The following is a 24,628-nucleotide window of genomic DNA, read 5'->3' as shown; positions in this document are numbered from 1 at the left end:
CGGTTTCCGCCACCGCGGGCGCTCCCGCCCGGCAGGATGGTCGGTGTCGACTTGGACTCCCTCTGCGTCGATCGGTGCGTCGATTCTTGGGGTGGGTGCGGATGCCCGGAAGAGGAGGCCACGGCAGGATCACACTCGTCGCCGTGGCGGTCGTGCTCGCGTGGCTGGTCGTCGGGGCCGTCGCCGGGCCGTTCTCCGGCCGGCTCGGCGAGGTCGCCACGAACGACAACGCCTCGTTCCTGCCCGACGACGCGGAGGCGACCCGGGCGCAGGAGATGGCCGGACGGTTCGTCGCGCGGCAGACCACCCCCGCGCTGGTGGTCTACGAACGCGCCGGCGGCATCACCGACGCCGACACGCAGCGGGCGGCTGCCGACGCCACCCGGTTCGCCCAGGTGCCCGGGGTGGTCGGCCCGCTGCCGCCGCCGATCCCCAGCGAGGACGGGCAGGCCCTCCAGGTGGTGGTGCCGATCGACGACGCCGATGGCGAACGGATCGGCACGGTCGTCGAGGAACTGCGCGCCATCGCCGGCGGGGACCGCGACGGGCTGACCGTGGACGTGGCCGGGCCCGCCGGCCTGCTCGCCGACCTCATCGAGGTCTTCTCCGCCATCGACGGCACCCTGCTGGCCGTCACCCTCTGCGTGGTGCTGGTCATCCTGCTCGTCGTCTACCGCAGCCCGATCCTGTGGATCTTCCCGCTGCTCGCCGCCGGGATGTCCTTCGCGCTGGCCGCGGTCTTCGTCTACCTGCTCGCCGACGCCGACGTGATCAAGTTCAACGGGCAGGCGCAGGGCATCCTCACCGTGCTCGTCTTCGGCGCCGGCACCGACTACGCGCTGCTGCTCGTCGCCCGCTACCGCGAGGAACTGCACCGGCACGAGCGCCCCTGGGACGCGATGCGGACCGCCTGGAAGGGCGCCGCCCCGGCGATCGTCGCCTCCGCCGGCACGGTGATCGTGAGCCTGCTCTGCCTGCTGTTGTCCAGCCTCAACTCCAACCGGGCGCTCGGCCCGGTCGCCGCCATCGGCATCGCCGCCACCCTGCTGGTCATGCTCACCTTCCTGCCCGCCCTGCTGGTGCTCGGCGGGCGGTGGGCGTTCTGGCCGCGCCGGCCCCGGCCCGACCAGGCCGACCCGCGTACCGAACACGGCATCTGGAGCCGGATCGCCGGCTTCGTGGCGCGGCGGGCCCGGCCCGTCTGGGTGCTCACCACCCTCGCGCTGGCCGTGCTCGCGCTGGGACTGACCCAGCTCGGCGCGACCACGCTCGGGCAGTCCGACCTGTTCACCGAACGCACCGACTCGGTCGCCGGCCAGGAGGTGATCGCCCGGCACTACCCGGCCGGCACCGGCAGCCCCGCCACCATCTTCACCAACCAGCAGGCCGCCGGGCAGGTCGCCGACGCGGCCCGCGGCGTGCCCGGGGTGGCCGCCGTCCGGCCCGTCACCGCCCACCGGACCGGCCCGCCCGACCCGAACGCGCCGCCCACCGTCGTCGACGGCCGGGTGCAACTGGAGGCGACGCTCGCCGACCCGCCGGACAGCGACGGCGCCGAGCGGGCCGTCCGGGAGCTGCGGGCGGCGGTACACGCGGTGCCCGGCTCGGACTCCGTGGTCGGGGGGTTCACCGCGATCAACGTGGACACGTCGGACGCCTCGACACGGGACCGGAACGTGATCATCCCGGTCGTGCTGGCGGTGATCGCGATCATCCTGGCGCTGCTGCTGCGGGCGCTCCTCGCGCCGATCCTGCTGATCGCGACCGTACTGCTCAGCTTCGCCGCCACCCTCGGCCTCTGCGCGCTGATCTTCCGCCACGTCCTCGACTTCCCCGGCGTGGACACCTCGTTCCCGCTCTTCGCCTTCGTCTTCCTGGTCGCCCTCGGCATCGACTACAACATCTTCCTGATGAGTCGGGTCCGCGAGGAGTCCGTCAGGCGGGGCACCCGGGCCGGCGTGCTGACCGGGCTCGCCGTCACCGGCGGCGTGATCACCTCCGCCGGGGTCGTGCTCGCCGCGACGTTCTCCGCGCTCGCCGTTCTGCCGCTGGTGGTGCTGGTCGAGCTGGGCGTGGCGGTCGCGGTCGGGGTGCTGCTCGACACCATCGTCGTCCGCTCGCTGCTGGTGCCCGCGCTGGCGTACGACATCGGCCCGAAGCTCTGGTGGCCGGGCCGGCTGTCCCGGACGAACGGTGAGCGGGAGGCGCGCGATGCTCGCTGAGACCGACGTCGTCGTGGTCGGCGGCGGCCTGGCCGGCCTGGCCGCGGCCCGGCGGCTGCACCGCGCCGGCGTGCCGTGGCGGCTGCTGGAGGCCGGCGGCCGGCTCGGCGGCCGGGTGGCCACCGACGCGGTCGACGGTTACCTGATCGACCGTGGCTTCCAGGTGCTCAACACCGCCTATCCGCGGCTCGGCACCCTGCTCGACGTCGACCGGCTGCGCCTCGGCCACTTCACCTCCGGCGTGCTGGTGCGCAAGGGCGACCGGCTCGCCCGCCTGGTCAACCCGCTGCGCGAGCCCACCGGCGCGCCCGGCACCGCCCTGGCCGGCGTCGGGTCGCTGCGCGACCGGCTGCGCCTCGCCGCGCTCGCCACCGGCTGCGCGACCCTCCCGAAGGGCCGGCTGCTCGCCGCGCCCGAGACCACCACCGAGACCGCGCTGCGCCGCGCCGGTCTCTCCGACACGATCATCGAGGAGTTGCTGCGGCCGTTCCTCTCCGGTGTCTTCGTCGAACGGGAGCTGGAGACCTCCAGCCGCGTGCTGTCGATGGTGCTGCGATCCTTCGCCCGGGGCCGGATCGGCCTGCCCGCCGAGGGCATGGCCGCGCTGCCCCGCGCCGTCGCCGACCCGCTGCCGGCCGAACTGATCGACCTGGACACCCCGGTCTCGGCGGTGGCGCCCGGCCGGGTCCGCACCCAGGCCGGCGACATCCGCTGCCGCGCCGTCGTGGTCGCCGTCGACCCGCCGGCGGCGGCCACGCTGCTGCCGACCCTGCCGGCGGTACGCACGCACAGCTACACGACGTACTACCACAGCGTGCAGGAGGCGCCGCTGGACGAGCCGATCCTGCTCGTCGACGGCGACCGGCGGGAGATCGTCGCGAACACGGTGGTGGTCAGCCGGGCCGCGCCGACGTACGCGCCGGCTGGCCGGCACCTGATCGCCACCTCCGTGGTCGGCCCGTCGGCGCCGCCCGAGCCGACCGTGCGGGCCGAGCTGACCCGGCTCTACGGACGGTCCACGGCGGACTGGACCCACCTGACCACCGTGTCGGTCCCGGACGCGCTGCCCGCCGCACCGCCGCCGCAGGGGCGGCTGCGCAAGCCGGTGGCGCTGGGGGAGGGCCTGTTCGTGGCCGGCGACCACCGGGACAGCCCGTCCATCCAGGGGGCGCTGGCCAGCGGCTGGCGCGCCGCCGGAGCCGTACTGGCGGAGCTGCGCGCGGGTTCCTGACGCTTGAATCGGCGGGTACGGGGCGCGGCGGGCCGGCTGCTCGCTGTTATCCTCGCGTTGCCCATCGTGCCGCCACCGCGGGGCGGTGAAGCCAGGGTTTCGTGCTGGCCGGTGATCGACCGGGCGGGATAGGATCCGGCGCGGTGCCGGGGCGGTAGCTCAGCCGGTTAGAGCAGTCGACTCATAATCGATCGGTCACGGGTTCGAGTCCCGTCCGCCCCACCACGGAAAACCCCTGGTCAGGCAGGGTAACGGCGACTCGGACGCACCGCGTCAGGAGCCGGAGCCGTGCCGTCAGCCCGCACTGGGTCCGCAGCCGCACGACCCGCCGCCCGGTCGAGGCATCCGCCACCTGGTCCGGGTCGTCCTCGAACAGGCCCGCGCACACGTCCAGCGGCCTCGTGGCAAGCCCCACGACGACGCAACCGCCGCCTGCTGCACCCAACTGCTCGACGCGTAGCGGCGGCGGGTGCCGGTGCCGGTCCCCGACACAGCGAAGCGAAGCACCCGAATGCCGGGCGACCTCCCGCGAGGGAGCGAGGACTCAGCGGGCGGGAACCGGCTCGGACGACGGGCGCCACTCCCGCCTGATCAGCCCGTACACCCACGAGTCGGAGACCTCGCCGTTCACGACGCAGTCCTCCCGCAACGTCCCTTCACGCACGAACCCGAGCTTCTCCAGTACGCGGGCAGATGCCACGTTGCGCGTATCGGTCTCGGCCTGGACGCGGTTCAGGTCCAGCGTGTCGAACGCCCACCGCAGCAAAGCGCGGGCGGCCTCAGTCGCGTAACCGTGGCCCCACGCTGCATCGTCGAAGCAGTAGCCCAGCGACGCGCTGCGGTAGTCCGGATTCCACCGGTTCAGGCTGCACCAGCCGATGAACGCCCCGTCGGAGACGCGGTCCACGGCCAGCCGCGCCCCGGTGCCCCCCTCTGCCATCTGCCGGCAGGCCGCGATGAACCGCTCGGCGCGTACGCGTTCGCTCCACGGTGGCGCGTCCCAGTAGCGCAGCACGTAGGCGCTGCTGTGCAGCGCGAACAGGTCGTCGGCGTCCGCGTCGTCGAAGGGACGCAGCCTGAGGCGAGTGGTGTGCAGCGTGGGGGTGGGCAGCGACATGGGCGTCATGCTCCCTCCTGTGTTGGTGGCCGATCAACCCGTGCCAGGTGGCTGATCCTCGGATGCTGCTACTCGTGGTGCGAGCGCCCTACGCGGCCATTGCGACAGCGAACGGGCGCGCAATGCGCCAGCGCGACGATGTGCCGTTCGCCGTGAGCGATCGGTCGCTGTGCCCCGCGTAACGCCGTCGGCGAAGAGATCGCCCTATATCAATGGGGCGGCGATCTTGCCGCCCGCCCGGCACCGGTCTCCGCCTACAGGCCACCGGACCGCCGGGCATCACGGGGTATCAAACCGAAGGGAGACCGCTCATGCGGTTCCGCACAGTGGCCCGCTCGGCCCTGGCGTCGGCACTGGTCGCGGCGGCCGGGCTCGTCGCCGCCGTCGCACCTGCCCAGGCCGCGGACACCAGCACGGCTCTGCAGGGGGTGAAGTTCGTCAAGGACATCGCCGCCGCCAACGGCCGGCTGTTCATCTCCGCCAGCAATCAGATCGTCGTCACCGACGAGAGTGGCACTACGGTCGGCGCCGTCACCGGGCTCGCCGAACCGCACGGCCTGGCCGTCACGCCGGATGGCAGCCGCCTCTACGCGGCGCTCAACGCCTCGAACGAGATCGTTGAGATCGACACCACCGCCCTCGCCGTCACCCGACGGTTCGACCTGACCGCATACCCGTACCCGGCGTACGTGTCGCTGGCGGGCAACCGCCTCTGGGTCGGGCACGGCCCCACCAACAGCTGGAGCGGCGGTGTCGTGGGCCTGGACCTGTCCGCGCCGACGCCGGAGCCGGTCCGCATCGCCAGTGGCCTGTTCGGCCCGCCGAAGCTTGCCGCCGGGGGGTCCACGGTGGTGGCCGGCGAGAACGGGATCAGCCCGGCCGACCTGTACGTGTACGACGTCAGCACCACCCCAGCCACCCTCCGTGGGGTGATCGACGGCCACGACAACAACTTCATGTACCTGAAGGACATCACCATCACGGCGGACGGTTCGAGAGCGATCACGGCGTTCGACTCGCCGTACCGCTACGACATTTGGGACACCGCCAGCTTGACCAGGGTCGGCGCGTACGGCGAGGAACCCACCTTCGTCGGCTTCCCGCACGCGGTCGCCCTCAGCCCGGACGGCGCCCACGTCGTCGGCGCACGCGCCTCCCGGGACCGCATCGAGCTGGCCGGCCCCCGCATCGCGGTGTACGACGCGGCGACGACCACGAAGCGGCACACCGCCGACAACCCGGCCGGCCAGGTGGTGGAGGGCGCGCTCACCTTCTCCGGCACCGACGCGTTCACCGTGCTGCTGGAGATGTCCACCGGGCGCTACACGCTGTGGCGGCTGCGGGGTGCCACCCTGGCGCCGTCCTCGGTGAGCGCGACCGCCCCGGCCACCGGGACCGCACTCGTACCGCTCACCGTGACCGGCCAGCTCACCCTGTCCGACGGGTCGGCGCCCGGCGCGCAGCCGCTTGTGGTGACACGCCGGCACCCGGACGGAACCAGTGTGACGCGCGCCCCGCTGACTACCGCCACGGACGGCACCTTCAGCATCACCGACACGCCGCCGGTCGGCGGGACCCTCCACTACGAGGTGCTCTGGGACGGCAACTCGGCCTTCCGCTGGAGTCAGGCGACGGCCACCGTCGAGGTGGCCCGGCAGCCGTCCACGCTGAGCCTCACCGGGCCGAGCACGGCCAGCACCGGCCGGCAGCTCCGATTCAGCGGCGTGCTGGAGGCCCCCGGGCGGCCGCTCACCCCGGGCACCACGCTGACGGTGTGGCGCACCGTCAACGGCGAGGACATCACCACGGTCTACCTCCCCGCGGTGACCCCGGCCGAGGACGGGAGCTTCCGTTTCACCGACACGCCAGGCGCGGCCGGGGAGTACACCTACACCGTGCAGTGGGACGGTGACCAGACGTTCCTGTACGCGCGGACCAGCCACGTCGTCGTGGTCCGGTAACCCCCACCGTGGCTTCGATGGGGCCGGTCTCCGCCCGGGGACCGGCCCCGTCCCGTGTTCAGAAGTACGCGGGGCTTCACCGAGCCAGCGGCTACGGTCGTCTCCATGGGGACAGCGAACGGGCGCGCGAAGCGTCAGCGCGGCGAGATGTAGGAACTGTCTAGCGGGTCGCTGTGCAGGGCGGCACATTTCTTGGCCGTCCCGATGGTCTTGGCAGGCGAGTCATGAAAGGGTGTCCCGATGAGCGTTACCTTAGCTGTAAGTCACCGGGTCGGTATCCTGGGTGTCGGCTACGAGGGCCGCTCCATCGATGAGTTCGTGATCGGCCTCGCGGACATGGGCGTCACGCGTCTAGTCGATGTCCGAATGACGCCAATCTCTCGCAAGCGCGGCTTCAGCAAGTCGGCCCTCAGCCAGGCGCTCGCCGCACAGGGCATCGCGTACGAGCACCGCCGGGAACTTGGCAACCCGAAGGAAAACCGCCCCGGATTCGGTGGCAACCCCGATGAGTTGCGATCCGCCCGTGCGGTGTACGCCTCTCGGCTGCACCACGCTGAGTCCCTGGCAGCGCTCGACGCGCTCGCCGAGACGGCGCAACGCGAGCTGGTGGCGCTGCTCTGCTTCGAGGCGGATGAGAGCCGGTGTCACCGCCAGGTCGTGATGCGCGCACTCGAAGACCGGATGCCTATCGTTTCGGCCAGTACACGCCCAGCACGCTGAAGACGTGAACGCGCTTGGCCTGGTTGCCGACGTAGAAGGCGACGTCACGGTCTTGTGCGCACATCTCCCCCAGAAACTTGGCCTCCAGCGCATCCCGAAGCGCGGCGTCCGAGTAGCCAGCGAGCCGACGCTGTAGCGCTACCAGCTCCCAGTCGATGACGTGCTGCCTGTGTCCGTTGCACCCGCGTTCGTGGCAGCGGTAGTGGTACGCCGCCTTGAAGCGGGGCGCCTGTAGCGGGGATCTGCTCCGGCCGCTGAAGAGGTCCGGCTGACTCGCGTAAGCCTCGATCTTGCGCTGCTCGTCATCGGTCCAGCCAGGGTGCGGCGTGACCTTGAGAGCGCGAACCTCCTTGGGGCGCACGAGTGCCAGGGATTGCGCGTCTGCGTGGTCCTGAGCCTCGCGGTTGAGACGACACATCGAATCCTCGACAGCCGGGTCAAGCAACGGCTGTCGCGATCTCCAGCCGTCGAGATGGCGCTCTTTCTGGATCCGGTCCATGATCGGTTTCCAGCTCTCGCGCCGCTGATCCTGCCGTGCCGGTTTGGCGTCGACGGAGATGATGTCGTACTTCTTGAACGCCTCGTCGCTGTCCAGATGTCGAAAGTTGATCGGGTAGAGGCGAACCCACGTCGGTCTCAGTACGTCCGTCCGTAGCCCGGCCACGCAGACGGTCTCTCCGTACTTCTCTGAGGGGTTCGGTGCAGCCTTCACCGTGACCAGGAGCTGTAGCCGAACGGTGCGGTCGTCGGCTGGCTTCGGGTCAGGTCCGGCTTCGCCTGGACCGAAGAGCGACATCTGGGTCATGCGCACCTCCAGCAGCTGAGGTAGCCGTAGGTAGTCGTGCGATCACGCGAGGGATTCAGGTTCTCACGGGATAGACGGATCGGCATAGAGCGCGTGGGTGCCGCTTGTGGCGTGAAGCAAGAGTGGTTCAAGTGCTGTGGAGTCGTCTCGGCTGTAGTTGCAGCTATGAGAGCCAGCGACCCGCTGCGAAGGCCTGCGCGTCGGCGCAGGAGTTGAACGTCGTGTGAGCCTCGATGATCCGCGTTGGATCGCGCCGTGATCCAACGTTTTCCGCCGGCTCCGGGAGCATGACCTGCTGGGCCAGGACGGCGGCGACGCCGAGCGAGCCTGCGGGCGTCCGCGTGCTCGTCGCGCCGGTCGTACCGGCGGTCGTAGGCCGGCCCGTGCGATGGCCGTCGACCCAGGGGGCGCCGCCGCTCTGGCGACGACCGCCACCGCCGACAAGCGCCGACAGCGGTGAGTGACGTCGATCCGGCTGTCCGCTTCGGGACTGAGCCGTCTTCGCGGTCGGCATCCTCGGTCAACCTGATCCTGACGCCGGGTGTCCGCCCGTCGTGGAGATCGGAGGAGCGATGAGGACCCACCCCCGATGGCGGTCGACCGGCGCGATGCTGGTCGCGGCCCTGGCCACCGCACTGGTCGCCGCCCTGCTGCCCGCCTCACCCGCGTTCGCGCTGCCGTCCGGCAGCGGCTGGTCGGCCTCGTGGAGCTACTACCACCCCAGCGCCTACCAGTACGCCGGCACCCTGCCGGGCGTGCGGCTGACCGGGTACGCCACCGACAACTCGGGCACCAGCACGACGGTCGGCACCATCGAGGACACCGCCGCCGACTCCCGCTGCGCCCGGGTGATGCTCTACGCCAACGGCGTCGGCTACATCGCCGACCGGACCACCTGCGGAAACGGCAGCTACCTGACCTATTCCACCGGCAGTTACAGCCAGGGGCTCCTGGTGATCGTCTACCGGATGATCCCGGGCACGACCACCCATGACAAGGGTTTCGCCATGTTCGTCCCCGGCTCGTCGGCCGACCCGGAGCTGCGGACCGTGGGCACCGGGGCGAGCTGGTCGTACTACACCTCGACGGCGTTCCAGTACACGGTGACCCGTCCCGGCGTGCGGCTGACCGGCTACGGCGCCCACCAGTACGCGGACCAGCGCTCCTCGCTGAACACGGTGGAGAAGACCGCCGGCACGGTCGGCTGCGCCACGGCCAAGGTCACCGGCAGCGTGACCACCAGCGGCGGCACCTGTGTCAATGGTGGCAGCACGTCCTTCCACCGGTCCGACCTGACCAACAACCTGGAGGCGTCCGCCTGCTACCAGCCGATTCCCGGCACCCAGCGCTGCGTGGCGATCAGCATCCCCGAGCCCTGGTGACCCGGCCGACCCGACGCCCCCGGCCAGGCGGGGGCGTCGGGTCCGTCACCGGCGGCTCTTGGGCAGGTCGAACTGGTCGGCGGCCTTGCAGTCGCGCGTGCCGCCGACGGCGCCCGGCCCGACCCGGTCGAGCGCCTGACGCGCCCGGACCCGGCCCAGGTTCCAGGCGTACCAGGGGTCCGGCTCCTCCAGGTCGCCCGCGATCCAGCTCAGGGTGCAGCGGCGCACCGGGTCCGGCAGGCCGGACAGGGCGGGTGTCGCGTCGGCCGAGAGCGCCCGCAGGTACCAGGCGTCGATCTTCCCCGTCTGCTCGTAGCGGGCGATGTTGCGGCGCGCCGCGTAGTCCTCGGGGTTGAGCACGGCCAGGCTCAGCAGCATCGCCACGGCGAGCGCCACGGTCAGCCGGGGGATCCAGGCTCCCCGCCACCGGATCCCGGCCGCCAGGATCATCAGGAAGACGGTGCCGAGCAGCAGCTCGAACGCCATCACGAAGAGACGTTCCCCGGTGAAGCTGTAGACCTTCTGGTACGTGTACATCCGGGACAGCGCCGACACCACGATGACGAAGCCGAACGCGCTGAGCAGGCCGAGCAGGATCCGGAGCAGGTGGCGCTCCACCGGGCGCTCCCGCCGTGCCCACCGGGCCACCCCGGCGAGCACCGCCAGCGTCAGCATCGTGACGACGACGAGCTGCCAGAACCCGCTGCGCGCGTACTCGGCGTAGCTGAGGCCCGCGGTGCGCAGCACGTGCCGCTCGCCGCCGAACAGGACGGTGAACTGCACCGCCACGAAACCGCCGAACAGCAGTGTCAGCGCGGTGATGACCGGTGCCCACTCCAGGACGCCGAGGCGGGGCGTGCCGGGCCGGTCCACCGTCGACAGGTCGGGAGGTGCGGCCAGCGTGTAGACGGCGGCGACCGCGCTCAGCCCCCCGATGCCGGCGAGGAAGAGCCACTCGAACCTCGCGCCGGCGTCGACCTCGGGGATGAGCCCGTCGAGCACCACGGAGAAGGCGCCGTCGGCCGACGAGAGGAGCGCGCCGAAGACGACCAGCGCGGCCACCGTGGCTGCGGCGGACCCGACGACGCGACGGGCCAGGCCGGGGCTCGCCGGGGCCTGGAGGTGGCCGCCCACCCACGGCAGCCCCCGCAGCGCCGCGAACGGCGCCGCCACCAGGCTGAACAGGATCGAGCGTACGAGCCGGCCGCCCACGATCGCGAGGGTCGCGCAGCCGAGCGCGCCGAGGACGCAGAACGTCACCAGCCACCAGGCGTTACGGAAGGCCAGGACCGAGAGCAGCGCCAGCGCGGCCCCCGCCCAGCCGGCGCGGACCCAGCGCTCGGCGCGGGGCAGGTCGGCGCCGGTGCGGCGGACCGCGACGACCACCGCGACGGTCAGGGTGAGCCAGCCCAGGAACCAGCCGATGCCGGTGCGGGTCAGCGGCACGAAGCACGCCAGCCCCAGCGCCCCGGCGAGGACGGCGGCCGGCACGGAGCGGTCCCGCGCCGCCTTCGGGCCCGGCCACCGCGTCTCGAGGAACGACGGCCGGACCGGCGGCGGCTGGTAGCCCCAGGACGGCGCCGGCCACGCGGCCGGCGTACCGGTCCCGTACGGCGCCTTGTGCGGGGCGGCGGCCGATGGCGGGGCGGCGCCCGGCGTGGGTGTGGCGACGGGTGCCGGCGCGGCGGCCGGTTGGGGCGGCGTGCCCGCCGCAGGTGCCGGGGTGGCGACGGCGGGCGGCGGACCGGCAGGGGAGGGCGACGGGTTTCCGGCGGAGGACGCCGTCGCCGCACGCGGGGCCTCCGGCGCCGGCTCGACGGCCGACGGCGAGCCCTTCGCGTCGGCGGCGGCCGTCGGGGCTGGTCGGGTTTCCGGGCCCGCCTGCCTCGGCACGACGGCCGGCCGGACCTCCCCGTCCGCCTGCCGCTGCGGCACGGCGGGCGGGCGGGCGTCCGTGCCCGCCGGCGTCGGGGCGGTGGCGGCCGGGCCGGTGTCCGCGCCCGTCGGCGTCGACGGAACGGCGGCCGGGTCGGTGTCCGCGCCCGTCGGCGTCGACGGAGCGGCGGCCGGGTCGTTGTCCGTGCCCGTCGGCATCGGGGCGGCGGCCGGCACCAGCGGGATGAACACGGCGTACCCGCGCGTGCCCGCCGGGATGCTGACCGGGATCGCCCAGGCGGGCGTGCCCTCCGCCCCGGGCCACACCATGCTGGGCGGCGCACCGTCGACGGGCGGCATGACGAGCAGGTACGGCGTCGCGGGCCCGGGGTTCTCACCGTCGGCGCTCGCGGGCCCCCCGGCGGTCTCCGGGGACCCCGGCACCGGTGGCGGCTGGGTCACGGGACCCTCCTCGATCGAATGGTCCGCACACTGTACGACCGATCCCGATCCCCTCGCCGCCCGGTGGACGCTCCGCGATCCGCCCCGCACGCAAAGGTGATGCCGGATGCTCGGCGCGGTCGGCCGCCCAGGGTGGTCAGGCCGGAATCGCGGATCGCGCCGGTGGCCGTTCCGAGAATGCGCAACCAACCGGGTGTGCGGGCCGCCGCCACGAAGGGCACGGACCCGCGTTAACCTCCCGGCGCGGCCACCGCGTTCACCTGGCGGGAGGTACGCATGTCCGACAGCCCGCACCCGCCGCCACCGGAGGGCTTCGCCGAGTTCGTGGCGGCCCGGTCCGGCGCCCTGCTGCGCTCGGCGTGGCTGCTGACCGGAGACGCCGGCCGGGCGGAGGACCTGCTCCAGACCGTGCTTGCGGTCGCCTGGCGACGCTGGCCCGGCATCGTCCACGGCGGGCATCCCGAGGCTTACCTGCGACGGGCGCTCTTCACCACGTACGCCTCCTGGTGGCGGCGGCGGTGGCGGGGCGAGGTGCCGGCCGCCACGACGCCGGAGACGTGCGGGACCGGCGACGTGGCCGGCGAGTCGGCCGACCGGGACGCGGTGCGCCGCGCGCTGGCCCGGCTCAGCCGCCAGCAGCGGGCGATCGTGGTGCTGCGGTACGTCGAGGACCTGTCCGTGGAGCGGACCGCGCAGGTGCTGGGCTGTTCGGTCAACACGGTCAAGGTGCAGTCCTCGCGCGCCCTGCGCAGCCTGCGCGCCGACCCGGATCTGCGGTTGTTCACCGATCGGGAGGTCGTGCCATGAGTTCTGACGATTCCGACGTCCGGCGGCTGCTCGCCGACGCCGTACCGCCGCTGGCGGCCCCGCCGGACCGGTTGGCGGCGGTCGGCTCCCGGGTCCGCCGGCGCCGGCGGCGGCTGGCCGCCGGCTCGGCGGCGGCCCTGGTCCTGGCGGTGGGGCTGACGGTCGGCGTGCCGCAGCTCGTCGCCGGCGACGGGGGCGGCCGCCGGCCGGCGTCGGTCGCCACCGACGGGCTGGTCGGCGCGGCCGCCTGCCCCGACGACATCCGCCGTCGGCCGGATCTGGAGGCGGTGCGCTACGGCGACGACGTGCCGCTGGTGCCGGCGGGCGCGCTGGAGGTCACCGCCTGCCAGGTGCCGGTCGGTGGCGGGCCGCGGGCGGCGGACCGCGTCGGCCCCCGGGTGCTCACCGTCGGGGTCGACGAGATCGTCGGGCTGCTCAACGCGATGCCCCCGATCAACGCGATGCCACCGACGCGGACCGGGCCGGACGGGCAGCCCCGTGTGGCCGACCCGACCGACCCGGGGCTGCGGTGCACCCTGATGAGCCGGTTCGAGGAGACCGCCTACGTGCTGCGCTACCCCGACCGGGAGCCGGTGACCGTGTGGACCGACTACAACTGCGCGGTCGCGGTTACCGCCAGCCACGGCCGAAGGCTGGACCGCCGGCTGTTCGGCGCGTTCCTGGACCGGTACCGGGCGCAGCTCGCCGCGGCCACCGACCCGGCCACCGTCGCCACCCCTGCCTGCCCGACGAGCATGCCGGTCGACCGGGTCCGACTGACCCCCTCGAACCCCGGGCCACCCGACCGGATCGCGGTCAACCAGGCCGGGCCCGACGCCGTCCTGATGACCCCGCTGGTCGCGTTGGCCGCCTGCCGGTACGTGGTGGACGGCGGGAACGCCCGGCTGGTGCGCCGGGAGACCCGGCGCGACGGGGCGGACGCGCTCCGGCCGGTGCTCAACGCGGCCTTCGCCCGGTCGGTGCCGGCCAGCGACTGCGGCGACTGGCCGGGCTACCCGGCGCCGGTCGCGTTCGACATTGTGACCGTGGCGGACGCGACCGGCGCCACCGCCGAGTTCTGGGTCCGGCACACGCCCTGCCGCAGCGCCGTCCGCGCGCACCACCGGGGCAGCGAGCCCACGCCGGAGCTGCTCGCCGCCCTCGCCCGGTTGCTCGGGCCGCCACCCCGCTGACCTGCCGACGGCGGCGCCGGGTGGGGACCCGACGCCGCCGGGCCGGTCAGACGTACGGCCGGGTGGCGTACGCGGCCCGCAGCGCGGCCAGCCCAACCGACTTCGGCGACAGCGTGCCCCAGCCGGAGTTGAAGTAGTTGGTGCACACGATCCGGGGCCCCCGCTCGGCGTTGAGCTGGGCGATCGCGGCCGGCACGGTGGCGATCCAGGCCGCCTGGTCCGGGATTTCCGCCACCCGTACGCCCCACTCGGCGATGATCACCGGCCGGGAGAGCGCGACCGGGCCGAGGTCGGCCACCGCCCAGTCCTTCGTCCGGCGGAACCGGGCCAGCGCCGTGTGCGTGGGGCTGGTGGCGTAGACGTTCCACTGGAGGAAGTCGAGTTTCGCCATCAGCGCCTCGGGGTGGGTGCGTTGGTAGCAGCCCCGGTCGAAGCCGCCCACCCCCACCGAGAAGGTGGTGCCGGCGGGAAGCTGCCGCGCCCTGAACCAGTTCACGATGTACGTCATCGCCTGCACCGCCCGGGCGTCCGACTGGGCCCAGGTGTAGCTGACACCCGCCTCGGTGGTGCCGAACTCGTGGTCGGTGTCCAGTTCGGAGGCGAGCTGGATGTTCACCCCGAACCCCATGGTCCGGTACTGGGACAGGGCACGGGCGAGCAGGCCGTCGCAGTGCCCGGCGAGGACCTGGCTGTAGCCGTACGCCCGGGGCCAGGTGATGTCGGGCCGCTGCTGGATGGTCATCGCGGGCGCCGGGACGGTGTAGGCGACGCCGTCCACGGTGAAGGACTGCGGCCCGAAGTTGGGCGCGCCGTAGTGCTTCAGCTCCAGCACCATGTTCATCCGCACCCCGGCCTTGCCCAGCGTGATCAGCCACGGTCGCTGGTAGCCGGGGAAGGTGTAGCCGTCGGCGAGGCTGCGGTACTGGGTCAACGAGCGGAAGTTCCCGCCGGCCATGTCGGCCGTCGGGTCGGCGCCGCCGGAGAGGTAGTAGCCGCCCAGCACCGGCGCGGCGATCGTGTAGTCGGCGGTGGCGGTGGCGGTGCGCCCGCCGTTGTCGCGCACCGTGACGGTGACCCGGGGCATCACGCCACCGCCCGGTAGACGGCCACCGAGCCGTTGTCCGACAGCCGGGTCCAGGTGCGACCGGAGTCGTCGGTGACGGTGACGGTGAGCGGGTCGATGACGGCGGTGACCTTGACCGGGGCGCTGCTGTTGCCCTGCGCGTCGGTGACCACGATCGTGACGGTCACCGGCTTCGTGTCGGCGTCGCCGTAGGTGACCGTCAGGGTCATCTGGTCGCCGGGCGAGTAGGTCGAGGCGTTCAGGGATGCGGTCGCGGTGGGAGCGGCCATTGCCGGCTCCTCTCGTGCTCGGTCGCCGGGCCGGCTCCGGCGCGTGGTCACGGCCGGTCCGGCTGCGGGGGATCGGGGTCGGGCGACGGCCGGCCGCCGGGCACGCGACGACGCGGCCGGGGGCCGGCCCGGGGTACGACTCGCCGACCGCGCTCGGCTCGGGGTCGCCGCGCGCGGCCCGACGGCCGCCGGAGTGGGTGACGTCGGTGTCGGTGAGGCGGCACCGGCCCTGGCGCCCGGGACGGTGGCTGCCGGAGCGCGGCCTCGCGGTGCGCGGGCCGGTCGGCGCTGCGTTACGCCGGGGCCGTCGCGGGGCCGGGCTCGGTGGTGGCGGCGTCGGCGGGGACGGTGCTGTCCCCGCCGGACCCGAGGAATGGGATGTGGCCCGCCATCCTTACGCCTCTCACCTGCTACAACAGTGCGACGCCGAGGTGGCCGGCGTCCTGTCCGCTACCCGACCGCCGTTCCGTCGGCCAGACGACTGCGGTCGGCGTGGAACTGTGACGTGCGTGTCGTCGCCGACCGGGACGGGCGCTGCCGGTTCGCCGCGCGGGGGGTTCACCGCGCGGCGTCCGGGTCGCCGCGCGGTGTCCCGGAACGCTCGGGCGGCGTCCGGGGCGTTCGGTCGCGCCTCGCCGGGGGATGAAGGTGGGCCGGTCGGGCGACACGGCCGGCCCCGCCCTCGGCGTCAGTAGGCCAGCTCCACCGGCCGGCCGAGCACCCGGGCGCCGTTGTTGCCGAGCCAGCCCTCGGCCGCCGCCGCGTGCTGGCTGAAGGTGTGGATGTCCCGGAACCGCCGCTGGAGCGGGGACGAGTCCCGGGCCGCCCCGCCGCCGGCCGCCCGGTAGCAGGTGTCGACCGCGGCGGCGGCCCGCTCGGTCACCCACGGCAGGGCGGCGGAGATCCGGGGGTGCAGCCCGGGGACTGCCGCCGGGTCCGTGGCGCACGCCGCCCAGAGGTCGTCGGCGAGGTCCCGCAGCAACGCCCGCGCCGCTCGCACGTCGAGGTCGGCGCGGCCGAGTTGGAGGCGGAAGGCGGGCGAGTCGGCCAGCGACTGCCGGGCGTAGAGGCGCTGCCGGCCGCCGTCGAGCAGCGCGACCATGTCGTCCAGCGCGCCCTGCGCGATGCCGACCGCCACCGCGCCGAGGTGCAGGACGAAGTGGACCAGCGGTGCCACGAAGCCCGGCCCCGGCACACAGGGCGCGCCGGTGAACAGGTCGAAGCTCTCCTCCGCCGGGCAGAACGCGGAGGCCACCTCGACGTCGTGGCTGCCGGTGCCGCGCAGGCCCAGCGCGTGCCACGTGTCGTGCACCGTGAACCGGGAGGCCGGGAAGAGCATCGAACGCACCTCCGGCGGCGCCCCCGCCGGCCCGGGCAGCGGCTCGCCGTCCCCGGTCAGCACGCAGTTGCCGAAGATCCAGTCGGCGTGCCGCGCACCGCTCGCGTACGCCCACCGGCCGGTGACCTGGAAGCCGCCGTCGGCCAGCTCGGCCCGCCCCTGCGGGGCGAAGCCGCCCGCGACGACCACGTCCGGCCCGTCGGCGTAGAGCTTGTCGAACCGGTCGCGCGGCAGCATCGCCAGCAGGTGCGGCGTCTCCGCGCCGATCATCACCGTCCACCCCGTCGAGCCGTCCGCCCGCGCCAGCGTCTCCAGCACCCGCAGCCCGGTGCGCAGGTCCGCCTCGTACCCGCCGTGGCTGCGGGGGACGAACATCCGGAAACAGCCGGCCGCCCGGAGCGCGTCGAGCAGGTCGGCGGGGAGCGCCCGTGCCGCCTCGATCTCCCCGGCCCGCCGGGACACCTCCGGGACCAGCGCGTCCACCGCCCCGACCAGCCGGTCCCGGTGCCGCTCCTCCATGGCTTCCTCCTCGCGTCGTGGCCCACCCACCACGGTGGACCCGTCGGCGACCCGGGGGCCAGGGACACCGGCACCGGATGCCCGGGACATCCCGCGCCGCGCGACGTCCACCCGGCCGGGGCGAACCGGCCCGCACTCCAGGCGACTGTCGCCGGACCGACATTCGCACTGGAACGTCGGGGGATCACCAACCGGCCCCGCGACTGCCAGGATTCTCGGCATGTCGGTCCAGCAGCCCCCGCCCGCGGTGACCCACGGCGACCGCCGGCACCCGGTCGCCGCCTGGCTCGTCCTCGTCGGCTGTGCGCTGCTCTTCGTCGCCACCGCCGTCTGCTGGGTGCTCGCCCGCCGGCCCTGGGGGCTGTCCCAGCTCTACTTCCTGGTCGACTTCACCGACTGCGCCGTCTACGGCGTGGTGGCCTGGCTGATCCTGCTGCGCCGGGGCCACCCGGTCGCCTGGCTGCTCGCCGCCACCGGGCTCGGCGGCGGGTTCGCCGCGCTCAGCGCCCAGTACGTCGACCTGCTCGGGGTGCACCCCGGGCTGCCCGACCCGGTGCTGCTCACCTCGGCCCGGCACTGGGCCTGGGCACCGGGGATGCTCTCGCTGATCGTGGTGCTGCCCTGGCTGGTCCGGGAGGGGCGGCTGCCGCGGCCGGCCCGGGCGGCGGTACTGGCCGGCGCCGTGGTCGTCGCCGGCTACGTGTCGTTCCAGCTCACCTGGCCCGGCCCGGACGCGAGCGGGTCGGGCGCGCCGCTGCCGATCGCCAGCGCCGGGTGGGCGGAGTTCATCGAGCGGGTGCAGCCGGCCCTGCTGGTGGCCGTCCCCGCGCTCGGGCTGCTCACCGCCGCCGGGGTCGCCACCCGCCGTCGCCGGGGCGCGCCCGCCGAGCGCGTGGGGCTGGGCTGGCTGGCCGTCGGCACGCTGCTGCTCGCCCTGAGCTTCGCGCCGGTGGCCCTCCCCGAGGGCTGGGCCCGCCCGGTGCCCGACGAGGCGGCCCCCGTCGCGATGCTCGCCTCGCAGGCGTTCTTCCCGGCCGCCGTGCTGGCGGTGGTGCTCCGGCAGCGGCTGTGGGGCATCGAGATCGCCGTCCGCCGCACCCTGGTCTGGTTCCTCATGACGTTCCTGCTGGTCGCCGCGTACGTGCTGGGGGTGTCGGTGCTGGACGCGCTGCTGCCGGCCACCCCGGCGGTGCCCGGGGCGCTCGTCACGGCGCTGGTCGCGATCGGCGTGCAGCCGGGCCGGATCCGGGTGCAGCGCCGGGTGGACAGGCTGATCCACGGCGCGGCGGCCGAGCCGCTGCGCGTGGTGCGCCGCGTCGGGCACCGCATCAGCGCGACCGGGGACGCGGCCGACGTGCTCACCGAGGTGGCGCGCAGCCTGACCGACCTGTTGCGTCTCGGCGCCTGCGCCATCGAGGTGGACGGGCCCGAGGGCTGCTCCGCGCGGGCCGAGTCGGCCGGGCCGCCCGGCGCGCCGCTGGTGCTGCCGCTGCGCCGGGGGGAGCGCGAGGTGGGCCGGCTCACCGCGTGGGCCCGGGCGGGGGAGCGGCTGGACGGGCGCACCCGGGCCGCGCTGCTCGACCTGGTGCCGCTGGTCTCCTCCGCGGCGAGCCTCGCCGCGACCAGCGGCGCGCTGGCCGCGTCCCGGGCCCGGCTGGCCGAGGCCCGCGACTCCGAGCGGCGCAAGCTGCGCCGGGACCTGCACGACGGCCTCGGGCCGGCGCTGGCCGGGGTGGCGCTCGGCGTGCAGGCCGCCCGGAACCTGCTCGCCGTCGACCCGGACGCGGCCGGCCGGCTGCTGGACCGGCTGCGCGACGAGATGGACCAGAGCGTCGAGCAGGTCCGCGACCTCGCCCGGGGTCTGCTGCCGCCGGTGCTCGGCGAGCGGGGCCTGGTGCCGGCCGTGCACGAGCTGGCCCGGCGGTACGACGGCGCGCCGCTCCTGGTCGAGGTCGACGCGGCCCCGCTGCCGCTGCCCGAGCCGGTGGCCACCGCCGTGTACGGCATCGTGGCCGAGGCGCTGCGCAACGCGCACCGGCACGCCGCCGCCCGGACCTGCCGCATCGCGCTGACCGTGGACGAGGCGGGCCTCACGCTCACCGTCGCCGACGACGGGGCCGGGATCCCGCCGGGGGCACCGCCCGGCGTCGGCATGCTGTCGATGCGCGAGCGGGCCGAGGGGGTGGGCGGGACGTGCGCGGTCGGCCCAGGGCCGGCCGGGGGCACCCTGGTCACCGTCCGGGTGCCCGCCGACCGGTGCGCCGTGCCCACCCGCGCCCCGGCGGAGCGGCCCCCGGACCGTGCGCCGTGGCCGCTGGAGGGCGCGGGCACCGCCGGCACGAGCCCGACGAGCCCATCGCACGTCGCGGTGTCGTCGCGCGAGGCAGGACCAGCGACGACACCGTCGCACCCAGGCCGAGCGTCGGTGGTGTCGACGCCCGACGGCGCGGCGTCGCCGGGCCCGGGCGACCGGACGGTCGTCGACCTGGCTGCGGGCCGGACGGTCGGGGCGGCGTCGTGACCGGGACCGATGGTGGGGGTGGCCTGGCTGTGGGCCGGACGGTGGGGGTGGCCCGGTGACCGGGACGGGCGGTGGCGCGGTGACCGGGACGGACGGCGGGGTGATCCGGGTCGCGGTGGTGGACGACCATCCGGTCTTCCGCCTCGGCATGACCGCGCTGCTCGCGAGCACCGCCGGCCTGCGGGTGGTCGGCGAGGCCGCAGACGCCGACGAGGCCCTGCGGGTGGCCGACACCCTGCGCCCGGACGTCATGGTCATGGACCTGCACCTGGGCGGCCGGTCCGGGGTGGAGGCGACCCGGGAGATCGTCGGGCGGCACCCCGGGATCGGGGTGCTCGTGGTCACCATGCTGGACGACGACGACTCCGTCTTCGCGGCGCTGCGCGCCGGCGCCCGCGGCTACCTGCTCAAGGGGGCCGCGCCGGGGGAGGTGGAACGGGCGGTCCGGGCGGTGGCCAACGGCGAGGTGCTGCTCGGCCCGGCGGTCGCCGCCCGGGCGGTGGGCTTCCTGGCCGGCGCCCGGGCGGCCGGCCCGGTGCCGTTTCCCGAGCTGACCGACCGGGAGCGCGAGGTGCTCGACCTCGTCGCCCAGGGCCTGAGCAACGTGGTGATCGCACGGCGGTTGACGCTCAGCCCGAAGACCGTCCGCAACCACCTGTCCAACGTGCTCACGAAGCTCCAGGTCGCCGACCGGGGCCAGGCGATCCAGCGCGCCCGGCAGGCCGGCCTCGGTCAGCTCTGAGCCCCGTCGAGGCGGACGGCGTACGCGTCGCGCAGGGCCGGCCAGCCGAACTCCATCGCCTCCGCGCCCCGGACCGGCCTACCGGGTCGCCGTCGAGCAGGTGCGCGGCGACGTCGAGGCAGAGGTGCCAGCCCGCGGCGGCCACCGGGGCGAGCTCCGGCGGGGGCCGGGCGGGCTCCCTATGCTCGGGCCATGGAACTGCGGATCTTCACCGAACCCCAGCAGGGCGCGACCTACGACGACCTGCTCGCCGTGGCCCGCTGCGCGGAGGACGCCGGCTACGGCGCCTTCTTCCGCTCCGACCACTACCTGAAGATGGGCTCGGTGAGCGGCGACCCCGGCCCGACGGACGCGTGGACCACCCTCGCCGGACTGGCCCGGGACACCCGGCGGATCCGGCTGGGCACGCTGATGACCGCCGCCACCTTCCGGCTGCCCGGCCCGCTGGCCATCACGGTGGCGCAGGTCGACCAGATGAGCGGCGGCCGGGTCGAGCTGGGCATCGGCACCGGCTGGTACGCCGAGGAGCACACCGCGTACGGGATCCCCTTCCCGTCGCTCGGGGAGCGCTTCGACCGGCTGGAGGAGCAGCTTGCCGTCATCACCGGGCTCTGGGCGACGCCGCCGGGCAAGACGTTCGACTTCGCCGGGACGTACTACCCGGTCAGCGACTCGCCGGCCCTGCCGAAGCCGGTGCAGGACCCGCGCCCGCCGATCCTGCTCGGCGGCATGGGCCCGAAGCGGACGCCCCGCCTGGCCGCCCGCTACGCCGACGAGTTCAACCTGCCGTTCGCCTCGGTCGAGGACTCGGCCGCCCAGTTCGGGCGGGTCCGGGACGCCTGCGCGGAGGCCGGCCGGGACCCGGCCGAGCTGTGCTGGTCCAACGCGCTGGTGCTCTGCTGCGGCCGGGACGACGCCGAGGTGGCCCGGCGGGCCGCCGCCATCGGCCGGGAGCCCGACGAGCTGCGCGCCAACGGCCTGGCCGGCACCCCCGCCGAGGTCGTCGACAAGATCGGCCGGTACGCGGAGACCGGCAGCGAGCGGCTCTACCTCCAGGTGCTCGACCTGGCCGACCTGGATCACCTGGAGCTGGTCGCGGCCGAGGTGATGCCCCAGCTCTGAGCCGCGCGGCGATCCGGCTAGCCGTCCGGCGGTCCGGGTAGCCGTCCAGGCGATACGGGGCCGTGCGGCTTCGGACCGGCCTCGGTCCGGCGGCCGTCAGGCCCGCGCGGCCGGCTGCCCGGCCCGGGGCGCCGGCCCTGGATGGGGCACCGGGTGCGGCGCGGGCGGGGGCGCGGGCGTCGGTCGGGGCCCGGGCGTCGTGCCCACCGGGTGTGCCCCGGCCGGCGGCGCGCTCGACGGGGCCGGCCCGGTACCGGTCGGGTCGACCTCCTCCGGCGAGGGGGACACGTCGCCCCGCGGGGTGGGGTCGCGGTAGCTGCTCATCGGCGTAGGGTTCCCCGACGACGGCGGTGGTAACCGTCGCCGACCGACGGGCACCCGTCCACGGGCGACGCACCCCGACGACCACGGCCACGGGCAGGGAGATCGACGTGGAACTCGACGGCGCCGGGGCGGCCCGGACGGACGGCCCGCCGCGCCCCCGGGGCGACGCCGCCCCGCCCGGCGGTACGACCGGCGACGCGACCGGCCGGGCGGTGCCGGGCGCCAACTGGGCGGGCAACGTCCGCTACGCCGCCCGCCGGCGCCACCGGCCGTCGTCGCTCGACGAGCTGCGCCGGCTGGTGGCGGGCAGCGACCGCGTCCGGGCGGTCGGCACCGGGCACTCCTTCAACCGGCTGGGGGACACCGCCGGTGACCTGGTCTCGCTGGCCGGGATGCCCGCGACCGTCGCGCTGGACCCGGACCGCCGGACCATCACCGTGCCGGCCGCCATGCGGTACGGGGACCTTGCCGCCCGGCTGCACGAGCGGGGGTACGCCCTGGCCAACCTCGCCTCCCTGCCGCACATCTCGGTGGGCGGGGCGGTGGCCACCGGCACCCACGGCTCGGGCGAGACGGTCGGCAACCTGGCCACGTCCGTCGCCGGGCTGGAGCTGGTGACGGCCGACGGCGATGTGCTGACCGTCGACCGGGCGGCGGACGGGGACACGGTCGCCGGGATGGTCGTCTCGCTCGGCGCGCTGGGCGTGGTCACCCGGCTCACCCTCGACGTGGTGCCCGCGTACGACCTGCGCCAGTATGTCCGCCTCGGCCTGCCCCCCGAAGCGCTGGACGCGGCGTTCGCCTCGGCGTACAGCGTCAGCGTCTTCACCGACTTCCGGGGGCCGCGGCTGCGGGAGGTGTGGCTGAAGCAGCGCGCGGACGCGGCCCCGCCCCCGGCGGACTGGCTGGGCACGACGGCGGCCGACGCGCCGCGACATCCGGTGCCCGGCATGCCGGCGGAGCACTGCACCCCGCAGCTCGGCGTGCCCGGGCCGTGGCACGAGCGGCTGCCGCACTTCCAGCTCGGGTTCACCCCGAGCAGCGGCGACGAACTCCAGTCGGAGTACCACGTACCGCGCGGCGCGGGGGCGGCCGTGCTGGCCGCGTTGGCGCCGGTCGCGCACCTGATCGCGCCGGTGCTCCAGGTCTGCGAGCTGCGGGCGGTGGCGGCCGACGGGCTCTGGCTCAGCCCGAACCACGGGCGGGACAGCCTCGCCGTGCACTTCACCTGGATCGCCGACCCGGCGGCGGTGTTGCCGGTGGTGACGGCGGTGGAGCAGCGGCTTGCGCCGTTCGCGCCGCGCCCGCACTGGGGCAAGGTCTTCGGGCTCGCCCCGGCGGCGGTCGCCGCGGCCTGGCCCCGGTACGCCGACTTCCTCGACCTGGTGCGCCGGCTCGACCCGGCCGGCACGTTCCGCACCGACCTGCTGGACCGCTACCTCCCCCGGGACTAGCGTCCCCGACGCCGTCGGTACCGGCCCCGGACACCGTTGGTCAGGCGTCGACGCCCTCGGTCAGGCCTCAGATGCGGGCCGGCGCCTCCTCCGGTCAGCCGCCGGGTCGGCCGGCCATCTGCTCGCGCAGGCTGCCGCGCTGCACCGCACGGCTGATGTCGCTCGGCGAGACGATCCCGACCAGCCGTCCGTCGGTCACCACCAGCGCCCGCCCGTCGGCGCACTCGCTGAGCCGGGGCAGCAGGTCGTTGAGCGGCTCCTCCGGCCGCGCCAGCACCAGTTCGTCGGCGCGGCAGGCCACCTCGGCCAGCGTGGTGGCGGCCCGGCGGTCCGCCGGGATGCCGCGGACCCGGTCGAGGGTGACCAGGCCGACGGGCCGGTCGTCCTCGGTCAGCGGTAGCGCCGTGTGCCGGTACGCGAAGAGGTAGTGGTCGACGAAGTCGGCCACGGTCATCTGCCCCGACGCGGTCTGCGGCTGCGGCGTCATCACGTCGGCCACGTGTATCCCCCGCAGCGCGCTGCCCATCCGGGCCTGCCGCTCCTCCATGCCGGCGGCGCCGATCAGGAACCAGCCGATCAGGGCCAGCCACAGCCCGCCGAAGCCGACCCCGGCCAGGAACTGCCACAGCCCCAGGCCGATCAGCAGCGCGCCGAGCACCCAGCCGGCCCGGGCGGCGACGACCGACGCCTTCGTCCGGTCGCCGGTCGCCTTCCAGACCGCCGCGCGCAGCAGCCGCCCGCCGTCCAGGGGGGCGGCGGGGAGCACGTTGAAGACCGCCAGCAGCACGTTGATGCCGGCCAGCCACGCCAGCGCGCCGAGCGGCAGCCCGTCGACCCCGGCCAGGGAGAGCACCACCGCGATCGCGCCGAAGAAGAACCCGATCAGAAGGCTCACCAGCGGGCCGACGCCGGAGATGCGCAGCTCCGCGCCCGGGTTGGGCGCCTCGCCGCGCAGCTCGGCCACCCCGCCGAAGAGCCACAGCGTGATGCTGCCGACCTCCAGCCCGTTGCGCTTGGCGACGATCGCGTGGGAGACCTCGTGGGCGAGCAGGCCGAGGAAGAAGACGACCGCCGCGGCGAGCCCCGCGAGGACGTACGCGGCCACGGGCCGGTCCGGGTAGGCCCGGGGGAACTGGTTGGCCGACAGCGCCCAGGCGATCAGCACGAAGATGACCAGGACGCTCCAGTTGACCCCGACCGGCACGCCCGCGATCCGGCCGAGCCGGAAACTCGCCCTCATGCCTCGGGACTACCCCCGAAAAGGGCTTCCATGCGTTGAAAAGTACGGCGCGGCCGGCAACGGCTGGATGGACGTCACCGGGTACTGGGTGCAGGAACTCTGACCGCTCTGGTGGCGTTGGGCGGGTGCCCCGGCTTCCCCGGGTCGCCCGCCGCCGCCGACGGGCCGGTGCTGAGCACCGAAGGGGCCGGTGCCCCAGGGGATGAAGATCCTCGATGTCGACGCCGGTCCGGGGACAG

General features: G+C 74.7%; 19 protein-coding genes and 1 tRNA gene. 12 read left to right on the top strand and 8 right to left on the bottom strand.

All coding sequences use genetic code 11. The features are described from left to right. Positions 1-101 precede the first annotated feature (101 nt). The 3 genes from ACGF5G_RS15920 (at position 102) to ACGF5G_RS15910 (ending at position 3,678) form a co-directional block, all read left to right on the top strand. Entirely contained in the window at positions 102-2,222 is a 2,121-nt protein-coding gene (locus tag ACGF5G_RS15920) for an MMPL family transporter (protein WP_393263227.1), read from the top strand. After that, a complete protein-coding gene (locus ACGF5G_RS15915) occupies positions 2,212-3,453 on the top strand; it encodes an NAD(P)/FAD-dependent oxidoreductase (protein ID WP_393263226.1) in 1,242 nt (413 codons plus the stop codon). Before ACGF5G_RS15920 ends, ACGF5G_RS15915 begins: the two co-directional genes overlap by 11 nt. 148 nt (positions 3,454-3,601) lie before the next feature. Further along, positions 3,602-3,678, top strand: a tRNA-Ile gene (locus ACGF5G_RS15910). A 319-nt stretch (positions 3,679-3,997) separates the two neighbouring features. On the opposite strand, the gene ACGF5G_RS15905 is transcribed toward ACGF5G_RS15910, so the two are convergent. Further along, entirely contained in the window at positions 3,998-4,579 is a 582-nt protein-coding gene (locus ACGF5G_RS15905) for a GNAT family N-acetyltransferase (protein ID WP_393263224.1), read from the bottom strand. Positions 4,580-4,881: 302 nt separating this feature from the next. Here ACGF5G_RS15905 and ACGF5G_RS15900 point away from each other — a divergent pair, with 302 nt between their 5' ends. Beyond that, the gene (locus ACGF5G_RS15900; protein ID WP_393263222.1) at positions 4,882-6,531 is read left to right on the top strand and encodes a hypothetical protein; all 1,650 of its coding nucleotides are present in this window, start codon (positions 4,882-4,884) and stop codon (positions 6,529-6,531) included. A 240-nt stretch (positions 6,532-6,771) separates the two neighbouring features. Beyond that, the gene (locus ACGF5G_RS15895) at positions 6,772-7,251 is read left to right on the top strand and encodes a DUF488 family protein (protein WP_393263221.1); all 480 of its coding nucleotides are present in this window, start codon (positions 6,772-6,774) and stop codon (positions 7,249-7,251) included. Here ACGF5G_RS15895 and ACGF5G_RS15890 read toward each other — a convergent pair. After that, a complete protein-coding gene (locus tag ACGF5G_RS15890; RefSeq protein WP_393263219.1) occupies positions 7,217-8,056 on the bottom strand; it encodes a hypothetical protein in 840 nt (279 codons plus the stop codon). The two genes, ACGF5G_RS15895 and ACGF5G_RS15890, sit on opposite strands and share 35 nt — an antisense overlap. Positions 8,057-8,628: 572 nt before the next feature. Between ACGF5G_RS15890 and ACGF5G_RS15885 the strand changes: the two genes are divergently transcribed. Continuing rightward, positions 8,629-9,438 (top strand): hypothetical protein, encoded by an 810-nt coding sequence (locus ACGF5G_RS15885; RefSeq protein WP_393263217.1) that lies wholly within the window; start codon positions 8,629-8,631, stop codon positions 9,436-9,438. 45 nt (positions 9,439-9,483) lie between these two features. On the opposite strand, the gene ACGF5G_RS15880 is transcribed toward ACGF5G_RS15885, so the two are convergent. Beyond that, positions 9,484-11,775 carry a DUF4153 domain-containing protein gene (locus ACGF5G_RS15880; protein WP_393263216.1) on the bottom strand — a complete coding sequence of 764 codons (2,292 nt, stop codon included), beginning with the start codon at positions 11,773-11,775 and terminating at the stop codon, positions 9,484-9,486. 276 nt (positions 11,776-12,051) lie between these two features. On the opposite strand from ACGF5G_RS15880, the gene ACGF5G_RS15875 reads away from it, so the two are divergent. After that, positions 12,052-12,582 (top strand): SigE family RNA polymerase sigma factor, encoded by a 531-nt coding sequence (locus ACGF5G_RS15875; protein ID WP_357450806.1) that lies wholly within the window; start codon positions 12,052-12,054, stop codon positions 12,580-12,582. After that, positions 12,579-13,775 carry a hypothetical protein gene (locus tag ACGF5G_RS15870; protein WP_393263214.1) on the top strand — a complete coding sequence of 399 codons (1,197 nt, stop codon included), beginning with the start codon at positions 12,579-12,581 and terminating at the stop codon, positions 13,773-13,775. The genes ACGF5G_RS15875 and ACGF5G_RS15870 overlap by 4 nt, the downstream gene beginning before the upstream one ends. A gap of 46 nt (positions 13,776-13,821) precedes the next feature. Here the strand turns inward: ACGF5G_RS15870 and ACGF5G_RS15865 are convergent, their stop codons facing one another. The 3 genes from ACGF5G_RS15865 to ACGF5G_RS15855 all read right to left on the bottom strand — a co-directional run bounded on the left by ACGF5G_RS15865 (position 13,822) and on the right by ACGF5G_RS15855 (position 16,986). After that, the gene (locus ACGF5G_RS15865; RefSeq protein WP_393263212.1) at positions 13,822-14,859 is read right to left on the bottom strand and encodes a hypothetical protein; all 1,038 of its coding nucleotides are present in this window, start codon (positions 14,857-14,859) and stop codon (positions 13,822-13,824) included. Beyond that, entirely contained in the window at positions 14,859-15,128 is a 270-nt protein-coding gene (locus tag ACGF5G_RS15860; protein WP_350686327.1) for a hypothetical protein, read from the bottom strand. Before ACGF5G_RS15860 ends, ACGF5G_RS15865 begins: the two co-directional genes overlap by 1 nt. Positions 15,129-15,816: 688 nt before the next feature. Beyond that, positions 15,817-16,986 carry an acyl-CoA dehydrogenase family protein gene (locus tag ACGF5G_RS15855; protein ID WP_393263210.1) on the bottom strand — a complete coding sequence of 390 codons (1,170 nt, stop codon included), beginning with the start codon at positions 16,984-16,986 and terminating at the stop codon, positions 15,817-15,819. 220 nt (positions 16,987-17,206) lie between these two features. Between ACGF5G_RS15855 and ACGF5G_RS15850 the strand changes: the two genes are divergently transcribed. The 3 genes from ACGF5G_RS15850 (at position 17,207) to ACGF5G_RS15840 (ending at position 21,371) form a co-directional block, all read left to right on the top strand. Next, positions 17,207-19,507, top strand: a complete 2,301-nt coding sequence (locus ACGF5G_RS15850) for a sensor histidine kinase (protein ID WP_393263208.1) — start codon at positions 17,207-17,209, stop codon at positions 19,505-19,507. Positions 19,508-19,562: 55 nt separating this feature from the next. Beyond that, positions 19,563-20,249: a response regulator gene (locus tag ACGF5G_RS15845; RefSeq protein ID WP_393263206.1), complete on the top strand. Its 687-nt coding sequence runs from the start codon at positions 19,563-19,565 to the stop codon at positions 20,247-20,249. A 192-nt stretch (positions 20,250-20,441) separates the two neighbouring features. Beyond that, entirely contained in the window at positions 20,442-21,371 is a 930-nt protein-coding gene (locus ACGF5G_RS15840) for an LLM class F420-dependent oxidoreductase (RefSeq protein ID WP_393263204.1), read from the top strand. Between the two features lie 96 nt (positions 21,372-21,467). On the opposite strand, the gene ACGF5G_RS15835 is transcribed toward ACGF5G_RS15840, so the two are convergent. Continuing rightward, the gene (locus ACGF5G_RS15835; RefSeq protein ID WP_393263202.1) at positions 21,468-21,695 is read right to left on the bottom strand and encodes a hypothetical protein; all 228 of its coding nucleotides are present in this window, start codon (positions 21,693-21,695) and stop codon (positions 21,468-21,470) included. A gap of 212 nt (positions 21,696-21,907) precedes the next feature. On the opposite strand from ACGF5G_RS15835, the gene ACGF5G_RS15830 reads away from it, so the two are divergent. Beyond that, positions 21,908-23,149: an FAD-binding protein gene (locus ACGF5G_RS15830; RefSeq protein WP_393263330.1), complete on the top strand. Its 1,242-nt coding sequence runs from the start codon at positions 21,908-21,910 to the stop codon at positions 23,147-23,149. Between the two features lie 94 nt (positions 23,150-23,243). Here the strand turns inward: ACGF5G_RS15830 and ACGF5G_RS15825 are convergent, their stop codons facing one another. Beyond that, a complete protein-coding gene (locus ACGF5G_RS15825; protein WP_393263201.1) occupies positions 23,244-24,389 on the bottom strand; it encodes a site-2 protease family protein in 1,146 nt (381 codons plus the stop codon). Positions 24,390-24,628: the final 239 nt, after the last annotated feature.

Origin of the sequence: Micromonospora sp. NPDC047730 (assembly GCF_043204765.1) — a bacterium.
Taxonomy (GTDB): domain Bacteria; phylum Actinomycetota; class Actinomycetes; order Mycobacteriales; family Micromonosporaceae; genus Micromonospora.
This window is presented reverse-complemented; position numbering and strand designations above follow the sequence as displayed.